The organism is Zhengella mangrovi (assembly GCF_002727065.1).
GTDB lineage: Bacteria > Pseudomonadota > Alphaproteobacteria > Rhizobiales > Rhizobiaceae > Zhengella > Zhengella mangrovi.
In genome coordinates this window covers 1-9,544 of record NZ_PDVP01000033.1, presented here as the reverse complement: position 1 = coordinate 9,544, position 9,544 = coordinate 1, and the positions used below count along the sequence as shown (strand labels likewise).

The following is a 9,544-nucleotide window of genomic DNA, read 5'->3' as shown; positions in this document are numbered from 1 at the left end:
CGGACCGCCCGCAAGGTTTACCGCACCCGAGATGCCGCCCGCGCCGACGTATTCGACTACATAGAGCGCTTCTACAATCCGCGGCGGCGACATTCCAAATTCGGCTATCTAAGCCCCATGGCATTCGAGGCCCGAACTATGCAAACCTAAACCAACTGTCCACGAAACCGGCAGCAGGCCATGAACCCGTTTGGCGTTGACGACAGGCTGATGGGCTGCTCGCCTTACGCGATTGAGGAGCGCGGTGATTCGCCGATAGCCATAGGTGGGCCTTTGATCCACAAGCCTGCGGATGATGGGCAAAGCTCCGCATCCTCGGCCTTGTAATAGGAGCCGTGCGGCTTCGATCTGCCTTTCAGCTGCTCAGTCGGATTGGAACGGGATATGTCCAGAGTGTCGGCGAAGGTCTTCATCGGGAACCGTCCTTCGGCGACAAGATTGGCCGATATCCGTTTTTTTTTGAGTCTGCTCTGGAATGGGCGTCGCGGAGGATTTCGACCTCCATCGTCTTGCGGCCAAACATGCGCTCCAACTCGCGGACGCGATCTTCCAGTTTCTTCACTTCCGAATTGCCGACAACCGGCTCGTCAGAATCGATGGCTGCAGCACTTCACTCGCTCAAGAGCAGGCGCCACCGGTAAAGCAGATTGGGCGCAACGCCATTGCGGCGAGCGGTGGAAGACACCGTCTTGCTTGGTTCAAAACTCTGCTCGATGATTGTCAGCTTCTGCTCGGTTGTCCACCTCCTACGGCGGACATCACCCGTCAGCAATTTTACGTGTCGATACTCGTTAGAAATAAGCCTGTCCTCTAGCCTGTGCATGAGCCTTTCTGCTTATGCCGACAGTCCGGTCGAAAGTGGCGGCACTTCAGCTTACAACAGCAAGCTTACTTGCGGACGAGCGCGTCGCGGATTTCCGTCAGCAGCCGGATGTCTGCCGGCGGCGGCGCGTCGGGGGCCGGCGCCTGCGGCTCCTCGAAGGACCGGCGGACCTTGTTGACCGCCCGGACCATCATGAAAATGATGAAGGCGAGGATCACGAAATTGATGATCACCGTCACGAAGTGACCGTAGGCCAGCACCGCGCCCTGCTCTCTGGCCGCGTCGAGCGTGCTCGCCGTGACGCCGGAGGCCAGCGGGAGGAAGTAGTTGGAGAAATCGAAGCCGCCGAAAATGGCGCCGACGATCGGCATGATGATGTCGTCGGTCAGCGACTTGACGATCAGGGCGAACGCGCCGCCGATGATCACGCCGACGGCCAGATCCATGACATTGCCCTTGGCAATGAATTCCTGGAATTCTTTCAGCATCAGTTTGTCCTCATGTCCACTAAGTCTCTGACAGCGGCAGAATGCTTGCGAAAAAAAAATACGTTATTTTGTGAGGCCCAATCAACATGTGTTTTAGTACAAATTATTTTTCTGGAGGTGGAAAAGCCGAACAACGCCAAACGTGACAATCGAAGTTTTTGTGGTATTCCGTGAACTCATAAATGGGATTCCCAATCCGGCATTGGCGTGATTCAACCTCCTGCATGGAGGTGCCCGATAGGCCGCTACGATCTGACCGAGTTCAAATGGCACGTGATCGCGCCGCTTCTGTCCAACAAGCCGCGAGGCGTGCCGCGCGTCGATGACCGCCGCGTGTTGAACGGCATCTTCTGGGGCCTGCGCTCGGGCTCGCCCTGGCGCGACCTGCCGGAGCGCTACGGCCCGCACACGACCTGCTACAACCGCTTCGGGTGTTGGGCCAAGGAGAACGTGTGGGACCGGATCATGGACGCGATTACAGAGGCTTACGGCGGCGATGTGCGGATGATCGACGGCACGGGCGTGCGCGTCCACCATTCCGCTGAGACCTTAAGAAAAGCCACCCGGATCGATGTCTTGGACCAAGCCGGGGTGGTCTTACTACGAAAATCCATGCTCGGACCGACGGCGACGGACTGCCGGTCAGGCTCACCATTTCGCCGGGGCAAGCGCACGACATCCTGGCAGCCGCCGAACTGCTGGACGAGATTGGCGAAGGACCGATGGTGCTCGCCGACCGCGCCTACGATGCCGACTGGTTGCGCTCGATGGTCACACGGCAGGGCAGTTGGGCGAACATCCGGCCGAAGCGAAACTGGAAAGCCCCGATCTGCTTCTCGCCATGGCTCTACAAACAGCGCAACCTGATCGAGCGCTTCTTCAACAAGCTCAAATAGTTCAGACGCATAGCCACACGTTACGACAAGCTCGGATCGACCTTCCTCGCCATGGCAAAGCTCGCTTGCATCAGGTTACGCATGCGCCGTCATGAGTCCACGGCCTAGGCCTCGCCATCTGAAAATTCCTATGAAAGAGCGAGTGTAATCTACTGCTACAGCTTCTATGGCACCATCAGCGGCGCAATCCCGCAGCTCAGGTATCGATGAGATTCAAAGTTAAATTCGGATTTCCGATAAGCTAAAGCCCGAATTGGCATAAGCACTGCCGCCTACAATAGGCTGTAAAAAATAGGTCTGGTCAAAATACAAACAATTCGTCAACTTAAGTGACTGATTCGCACAATACTGGTTCTGTCAAGGTAAGCGTGATTGCGTCCACAGAAAAAATATATCCGGTAGGGGGACACTATCATGTCAATCGAGGCAGGCTATGCGATGCCGCATGCCGGAAAGTTCCAACTTTCCGCTTCTAACAGCTCAGTTTGGACTACCGCGGCCTTCACATTTTTAGCATTCGGCTGTGCCGCCTATCTCTCTATCGAGTTCACCCAGCAAGCGGGACGAATCGCGGCATTCTGGCCAGCGAACGGGGTCTTGTTTGCCATTCTTTGGCGCCGTTGCGGTGGCCTTTGCCCACATGTTCTCCTTGCAGCCTTCGCGGGTAATCTCATTGCAGATATGGCTCAAGGTGACGCTATCCGTACAGCGGTTGCTCTTTCTGCAACCAACATCGTTGAAGTATCGATAGCCTTTGCGCTTGCATCGTATGGGCGTCTTATTCTCTCGCCGGAAGCATCGACAAGGGACATGATCGGCTACTTCCTTTTGTGTTGCATCGCGGCATCCGGCGTTTCCGCGATTTTAGCTGCAAGCTATTTGCATTACGAATACGGAAAGGCGTTCTTGGCCACCTTTGGGAAATGGTGGGGCGCCGATGCGCTTGGCATGATGATCGTCGGGCCGATTTTTCTGTTCACTTCCCGGAGCCACTTCCAGGCAAAGCTAAAGAGCGCCGACCGCCTCTTGCTGTTGGGCGCATGGGTATTCTTGGCTGCGTCGCTTGTCGCGACATTCAGCCAGGTACATTTCCCACTGCTTTTCCTGGTCTACCCAGCCTTGGCGCTGATCGCATTTTGGGGGGGATTTTCGTTCGTTGCATTTGCTATTGCTGTCGTTGCTGCAGTATCGATGGCCGCGACGTACGTGGGATATGGACCTCTCGCACTGATGGACGAGAGCATTGCCGAGAAGGTTTACGTCCTGCAGCTCTTCCTGGTTATGTCGGTTATAACCATGCTACCGCTAGGAGCTCTGGTTTCTGACGAAAAACGAGCAAAGCAGCAGGTTATTGATGAGAAGAAGCGCGCGGATCGGCTTCGGTTGATTGCCGAGAATGCCAACGCGGCGAAGTCGGAGTTCCTCACCTCCATGAGCCATGAGCTCAGAACGCCGCTCAATGCCATCAGTGGATTTGCGCAACTCATCGAGATGCGCGGAAATCCGGCGAATCCAAAGCAGGAGGAATATATTCGAAGCATCTTGCTGGCGTCGGATCACCTCGGGCGAATGATCAATGACATTCTCGATCTCGCCAAGATCGAGAATGGAGACCTTCAGATCGTGCTCGAAAAGGTGGAAGTGAAGAAGACCCTTGATGAGATGGAAGCTATGGCCAGGGCCCTAGCTATTTCCAGAGGATGCACGCTCATCGTCGAACCTTGCGAGTTGGATTTGTCTGTTTGGGCGGATCCATCGCGTGTTTCCCAGATCCTCTTCAACCTTGTTTCCAATGCTGTGAAGTATGGGGGGGCTGGTGCTACAATTCGTCTTAGCTGTGAGTTCCGAGAGGCTGTTGTTCGGTTCGCAGTGTCCGACAACGGCCCAGGCGTGCCCCCTGACCGTATCGAAGGGTTGTTCAAGCCGTTCGACCGCTGTGGAGCAGAGTTTGGCGTTGTCGAAGGTGCAGGAGTCGGACTCGCGATCTCGAGGCGACTTGTCGACAATATGGATGGAAGACTTGAATATGAAGTCCCAGCCGAAGGGGGCGCTTTGTTCTGGTTTGAGCTTCCTGCTTGCGAAGCGCCGGACCTATCCAATGATGGACAGGAAATCAGTGCTCCTACTTCCGAAGCTTTAGATCCTTTGTCTGCAACCAATATCCTCTACATCGAAGACAACAAGGTGAATGCCCAGATCGTCCCGGATGCTCTTGGTCCATTGGATAACATAAATGTTGTCGTCGCGAACGACGGTGAAACCGGCATAGAAACCGCGCTGAGGATTAAGCCATCCCTGATCTTTCTGGATATCCACCTACCCGACATCAATGGATATGAGGTTCTGAAGCGCCTGCGTTCCATTCGAGCGCTGGATGGGGTTCCCGTTTACGCTTTGACCGCTGATGCAATGAAAGGCGCTCGCGAAAGGGCCGAAGCCGCCGGTTTCGATCGATTTGTAACGAAACCCTTCTTAATCAGGGATCTGCAAAATATGGTTACGGCAGTCTTGCAAAAGCCGACGGCTGTCACAAAGACCTAGAACAGTGACCTGATGCTGTGGACGGCCCCTGCACCGGCGTAGTGTGCAATGATTTGGCCGTTGAGCCATGTGTGGACGGCCCCTGCGGTGCAAGAGGTTTCTGGCGGCAATGCGCACCGGTCGGGTGCATCCATGTGTCCGGCCTGTTCGCGCAGCACGACATGGCTGCTGGCCCTGATGAAGTCCGCGGATCGGGTCCCTGATCAGGTCAACGCGCTCGAAGCGCTCTGCTCCCCTGAGTTTGGCCGATTCCCGGTCTGACCGGTTTGTCATCACCACTCAGCCCTCTTTCACCATCCTGTCGCCACTTCCTGGCGGTCCGGAATAAGGTCTATGCGGCGTAAACTTCCTTTCGTGTCATGACGGCCCACGCGATCCGGGCGGTCTTGTTGGCCAAACCGACAGTTGCAACACGAACCGTCTTGCGCTCGAGCAGCGCCGCCAGCCAGGGCTCCCGGCTCGGGTCCTTGCGGACCATTCGAACGACGGCAGTCGCCCCGACGACTAGCAATCTTCGGAGGTAGCCATCGCCTTGTTTGCTGATGCCTCCCAATCGATCCTTGCCGCCCGAGCTGTTCGGTCGCGGCGTCAGGCCGAGCCAAGCTGCAAACTGTCGCCCAGATCGGAACTGGCCCGGATCGGGAACGGCTGCGGCGATGGCAGAGGCGGTAATTGGTCCGATGCAGGGTATCGTTGCGAGACGACGGCTCGTCTCATCGGCCCTGTGTCAAGCGAGGATTTCCTCCTCCAGGTGATCGATCTGTCGTTGGAGTGCGTCCAACTGGGTGACAACCGAGAACAGAGCGGATCGGGCGTGTTCAGGCAGGTTGTCCTGCTCTTCATGCAGCAGTTTTGTGAGGGCATTCACGCCACCGGGACCTGTGGCCGTGACCATCCCGTACTCTGCCAAATGGGCGCGAAGTGCATTGATCAGGGCGGTCCGCTGACGCACCAGAAGGTCGCGCGTCTTGTGCAGCATGAGAACGCCCTGCTGCTCCCGGCTCTTCACCGCGACGAAACGCATGGTCGGCCGCGTGACCGCCTCGCAGATCGCCTCGGCGTCGGCTGCATCAGTCTTCCCTCGCTTCACATAGGGTTTGACGTAGGCCGGTGGCATCAATCGAACTTCGTGGCCTAACTCCTGAAGCTCGCGCGCTCAGTGATGGGCTGATGCGCAGGCTTCCATCCCAACAAGGCTTGGCGGCAAGGCTGAGAAGAACGCGAGGACCTCCCCACGCTGCAGTCTTCGGCGAATCTCGACTGCTCCATCCGCGCTCACTGCATGCACCTGAAAAACTCTCTTTGCGAGATTGAGACCAACGACGGCAATATCCTCAATCATATGATGTGGCTCCTTAGACCTGGCTCAACGGCCAAATCATTGCACACTACGCCGGTGCAGGGGCCGTCCACAGCATCAGGTTATTCCTTCAACCGGTCCTCAAAATCCCAGAACCCGCGCTGTCCCTGCATCGAAATCTCTCCGGGAAATCACTGCCGAGAATGAATCACATCCATCCCCAATCAGGCCAGTTTCCGGAGGCGTCCGGCTCTTCTCGTTCTTCCGCTTTTTGGCCTGCCGAAAAAGTTCGGTGACAAAATTCAATTCATATCAATATTGTTGATTTCAAATAATCCAAAATGGAATAATAGTGAAAAACGTTCACATGCGAACAAAGTCAATATATGAAATAATTCATTTACGTTTATATATCGTCCATCTAGCATTGATTCGCAGATATTGAGCTATGGAGGCGCACATTTCTGCTTCACTGGACAAAGTCGGTACCAGCGACATCGAATCCTATTGCACAGAGATATCAAGTGCGGCGGATCACCGTGCCTTGTTCGGCGCCCTCGAGACAATCACTCGCGATCATAAGTTTCGCTACTTCTCGGTATTCAAGCTTCCAAATGGTAGCGATCAATCGCTCGATGACATAATGCTGATATCGAACTGGTCTATGGAATATTCCGATTCCACTTCCGCCGATAAATCGGCTTCCGAGTTCCCGGTCATCCAACAACTACGGCGCACGGTTTTGCCTGTTTCGTGGATGTTCCGCGACGCCAATCCAGCGCTGCATGTTGATCATGGAATATCCCAGGCTGGATCTAAGAACAGGGTCTTGGCGGGAACCTACTTTCCGCTTTTTCACGCCCAGGCCGGGCGTGGGGCCGTGGGCTTTAGCGGATTTCGGCCTCCTTGCTGCCTTAGTGAGCAAGTATCGCTTTCCTGGATCTGCAGACGAATATTTGACAAGGCGCTTAAGTTCGGAACGGGAAGCCAAATCCCCCCTCCACCACTCACCAAACGAGAAATCGAATGCCTGTCATGGATCGCCGCTGGGAAAACCAGCTATGAAACTGCCCAGATCCTGAACCTTTCCGAGCATACCATCAACCACTACCTGTTAGCCATATGCAACAAGCTTGGCGCCGCCAATCGCATTCATGCGGTAACCAAGGCCTTCAGGCTGGGGATTATCGACTGAGGCGAAACCTGCCTGGAACAATTCCTTCTGGCTAGATTAAAGACCGCGGTGTTGGATGGCCGCCGGATAGAACGCTTATGCAGCCATCGCAGTGACTACCCGGTTTCGTCCGGCTGCCTTGGCCGCATATAGCGCTTCATCCGCCTCCTGCAGAGCTGCAGGGAAGGCGCCCTCAATTTGCCGGACGGTCGAATATCCAATGCTCACCGTCACCTTTAGCGAGATCCCTTGGATCTGCATGGTGGCATCTTCCACAGCCTTGCGGATCCGATCCGCAACACTCCGGGCCGCGGCCGCGTCCTGATCCGGCAAGACTAGAGCGATTTCCTCGCCCCCGTAGCGCGCTACAAGATCGCCCTTTCGCGCATTCGTCGCAATAATGGAGGCGACGCGGCGAAGAATCTCATCTCCGGCAGGATGACCAAACGTGTCGTTGACACTCTTGAAGCGATCTATGTCTATAAGCATGACGCTGCAGGGCTTCTCGAGAAGCCTTATGGTTTCTGCAAGCGCTGGCCCTTGCTCGTCGAAAACCCGCCTATTTGCCAACTGCGTCAATGCATCGAATTTCGCTTGCGTGAGTAGCTCCTTCTCTCGCGCTATCTGGGAGAAGCGACTGTTGATGATCTGGGCTGCAACAATAATCCCGACGAAATTGGCCAGGGCTAGAGGTAGTCCCACCTTGCTGAGAACAGCGAGGGCGACCGGATACGGCAAAATAAAAACACTGAGAAGCGCTGCGTTCCCAGCAATTCCAATTATGGCTCTCGACAATAATGTTTGTCGCTTCACGATGCCGAAATAGGCGAGCAGCGAACCAACACTTGCAGAAATGATTATGCCCGCGACCCCTGCAGAAGCCCCTGCGCCACCTTCCAAGAGACGATAGATGACAGCCGAACCTGTACTCACAAGCGTAACCGGCCACCCGCCACAGGTCGCTGCTAGGACCAGGAACACATGGCGAAGGTCAAATAGCAATCCCGGCTGGAGCTCAATTGGTACAGTCATTGAGCCCGCAACCCCCGCAGTGAAAACCAAGACTGTTGCCAATGTTTGGCATCGTGGGGAGGGGCAGTTGCGTAGTGTGATTTCATGAAGAATCGCAGCTACAGCGATGATCCCCACGCCTTGCAGAAAAGCCGCCGCAATATCAGTCATTTCCATAGTTTTACCCGTATTCTTGATTGAAACTCGTTCTAGACTGTAGTCACGGCGATTTGCTTAACTGCCCGTAATGATTTCGATTCAAGGTTAAATGTTCATTCTCATTGACGTATTTCGCGAAAGATATGAACTGACGGTGTTAATCCCTCGCTCAACGGTACATGCCGCTCATCAACATCCCAGAAACCGGCCTGTCCCCGCATTCCAAATGCCTCCCAAAAATCATCGCGGAAGCGAAACACGAAGCAGCCAAAATTCAGAGGTTTTTCGATGCTTGCAATTTCTGTCCGTCTCGCCATTCGCGGCCTCCCCCTTTACTCCCCTAGTTCTCGATGATCGAAATTAGGCCTTCGGCATCTGCGCTTCCGCGGATACTATGTGATTCGTTGGTATATAGTGTGCATAGTGCAATTTGGGATCTTGCTGTATTGGTCCATCTTGCAAGCTGCCCGTGGGTTGCGTGTCATTTTTTACGCGTAGCGAAGTAGTCTGATTTTCTCAAAAGCACCCCTGCAAATATATTGCAGCGGATATTCAGGATTCGTAGATGATCCCAAGCCTGACAGACGAGAAGAAATTGCGATGGCTAGTTTCGGCCTTACTGAATAAAGGATTTGATGGCGAGCAGATTTACGGTGCCATCCTCAAGGAATTTGCCGTCGATCTAGATATGATGCATCATATCATGATGGAACTTGATCCTCGCAACGATCAAAAATCGCAAACAAGCTCACAGTCTTCTCATTTATATTAAATATGGTAGATTGAATTGAGCGTCGTCTATAGCTTTATTCTATATCCCTCAATAAACTTTTCTGCATCGCCAGAGGTCAAGGGGCGACTAAAGAGATAACCTTGTCCTTCGCAGCAGCCTTTCGCGGCTACGATTTGGAACTGGCTTTCGGTCTCGATGCCTTCGGCCGTGGTGCCGACACCAATCCCTTTGCTCAGACTGATGATCGCCTCAATAATTGCAGCATCAGATGCGTTTGATTCCATACCCTGCACAAAACAACGGTCGATCTTGATCTTGTCGAACTGGAAATTCTTCAGATAGGCGAGCGACGAGTAGCCGGTGCCGAAATCGTCCATGGATACCCGGACGCCGAGTTCGCGGATCGCCTGGAGCATCTG

The 9,544-nt window shown here is 54.5% G+C and carries 8 protein-coding genes and 3 pseudogenes; 5 read left to right on the top strand and 6 right to left on the bottom strand.

The features are described from left to right. The coding region (locus CSC94_RS25125; RefSeq protein ID WP_165784576.1) for an IS3 family transposase at nt 1-150 on the top strand (150 nt) is incomplete at its 5' end. On the opposite strand, the pseudogene CSC94_RS23515 reads toward CSC94_RS25125, so the two are convergent. Together CSC94_RS23515 and mscL are read right to left on the bottom strand one after the other, a co-directional pair. Next, a pseudogene (locus tag CSC94_RS23515) lies at nt 112-799 on the bottom strand (transposase); the annotation flags it as partial. The gene CSC94_RS25125 and the pseudogene CSC94_RS23515 overlap by 39 nt on opposite strands. An 89-nt stretch (nt 800-888) precedes the next feature. Next, a complete protein-coding gene (gene mscL, locus CSC94_RS23510) occupies nt 889-1,311 on the bottom strand; it encodes a large conductance mechanosensitive channel protein MscL (RefSeq protein ID WP_099308807.1) in 423 nt (140 codons plus the stop codon). A 237-nt stretch (nt 1,312-1,548) separates the two neighbouring features. Between mscL and CSC94_RS23505 the strand changes: the two are divergent. Continuing rightward, nucleotides 1,549-2,315, top strand: a pseudogene (locus CSC94_RS23505) (IS5 family transposase). 306 nt (nt 2,316-2,621) lie between these two features. Beyond that, nucleotides 2,622-4,748 (top strand): ATP-binding protein, encoded by a 2,127-nt coding sequence (locus CSC94_RS23500; protein WP_099308806.1) that lies wholly within the window; start codon nt 2,622-2,624, stop codon nt 4,746-4,748. Between the two features lie 331 nt (nt 4,749-5,079). Here CSC94_RS23500 and CSC94_RS23495 read toward each other — a convergent pair. Beyond that, nucleotides 5,080-6,090, bottom strand: a pseudogene (locus CSC94_RS23495) (IS110 family RNA-guided transposase). Between the two features lie 406 nt (nt 6,091-6,496). Between CSC94_RS23495 and CSC94_RS25120 the strand changes: the two are divergent. Then, nucleotides 6,497-7,243 carry a helix-turn-helix transcriptional regulator gene (locus CSC94_RS25120; RefSeq protein WP_245408472.1) on the top strand — a complete coding sequence of 249 codons (747 nt, stop codon included), beginning with the start codon at nt 6,497-6,499 and terminating at the stop codon, nt 7,241-7,243. Between the two features lie 75 nt (nt 7,244-7,318). On the opposite strand, the gene CSC94_RS23485 is transcribed toward CSC94_RS25120, so the two are convergent. Together CSC94_RS23485 and CSC94_RS24395 are read right to left on the bottom strand one after the other, a co-directional pair. After that, on the bottom strand, nt 7,319-8,404 hold the full coding sequence (locus tag CSC94_RS23485) for a GGDEF domain-containing protein (RefSeq protein WP_165784575.1): 1,086 nt from the start codon (nt 8,402-8,404) through the stop codon (nt 7,319-7,321). Nucleotides 8,405-8,511: 107 nt separating this feature from the next. After that, nucleotides 8,512-8,709: a hypothetical protein gene (locus CSC94_RS24395; protein WP_133123077.1), complete on the bottom strand. Its 198-nt coding sequence runs from the start codon at nt 8,707-8,709 to the stop codon at nt 8,512-8,514. A gap of 248 nt (nt 8,710-8,957) precedes the next feature. Between CSC94_RS24395 and CSC94_RS24390 the strand changes: the two genes are divergently transcribed. Beyond that, on the top strand, nt 8,958-9,164 hold the full coding sequence (locus CSC94_RS24390) for a hypothetical protein (RefSeq protein WP_133123074.1): 207 nt from the start codon (nt 8,958-8,960) through the stop codon (nt 9,162-9,164). 26 nt (nt 9,165-9,190) lie between these two features. Here CSC94_RS24390 and CSC94_RS23480 read toward each other — a convergent pair. Then, a partial coding sequence (locus tag CSC94_RS23480; RefSeq protein WP_133123071.1) for an EAL domain-containing protein occupies nt 9,191-9,544 on the bottom strand: 354 nt, incomplete at its 5' end.